Here is a 778-nt window from a genome sequence, read left to right on the forward strand (position 1 = left end):
GCCTTGGAGGCCGAGTACAGCTGCTCGACCTGCGCCTCGGACAGGAAGGGGGCGGGGGCCTCCTCGACCAGTTTCTGGTGGCGGCGCTGCAGCGAGCAGTCCCGCGTCGATACGACGACCACGTTGCCGTGGGTGTCGGCCAGGCACTGGGTCTCCACGTGCCGGGGCTTGTCGAGGTAGCGCTCCACGAAGCACTCGCCGCGCCCGAACGCGGCCACCGCCTCCCGCACCGCCGACTCGTACAGCTCGGGGACCTCTTCCAGGGTGCGGGCGACCTTCAGGCCACGCCCGCCGCCGCCGAACGCCGCCTTGATCGCGATCGGCAGGCCGTGGGTCTCGGCGAAGGCGACGACCTCGTCGGCGCCGCTCACGGGGTCGGGGGTGCCGGCCACGAGGGGGGCGCCGGCGCGCTGGGCGATGTGGCGGGCGGCGACCTTGTCGCCGAGGTCGCGGATGGCCTGCGGGGGCGGGCCGATCCAGATCAGGCCGGCGTCCAGGACGGCCTGGGCGAAGTCGGCGTTCTCCGACAGGAAGCCGTAGCCGGGGTGGACGGCGTCCGCGCCCGCCTCCCGCGCCGCGTTCAGGATCTTGTCGATGACCAGGTAGCTGGTGGCCGGGGTGTCACCGCCCAGGGCGAACGCCTCATCCGCGGCGCGGACATGCAGAGCGTCCCGGTCCGGATCCGCGTAGACGGCCACGCTCGCGATGCCGGCGTCCCGACAGGCACGGGCCACGCGGACAGCGATTTCGCCACGGTTGGCGATGAGCACCTTGCGCA

General features: G+C 73.3%; 1 protein-coding gene. It reads right to left on the bottom strand.

Annotated features, from left to right (window positions below):
• The coding region (locus tag MQP27_RS50755; RefSeq protein WP_278197494.1) for an ATP-binding protein at positions 1-778 on the bottom strand (778 nt) is incomplete at both ends.

It is taken from the genome of Streptomyces cylindrosporus, assembly GCF_022698165.1.
Classification (GTDB): Bacteria; Actinomycetota; Actinomycetes; order Streptomycetales; family Streptomycetaceae; genus Streptomyces; species Streptomyces cylindrosporus.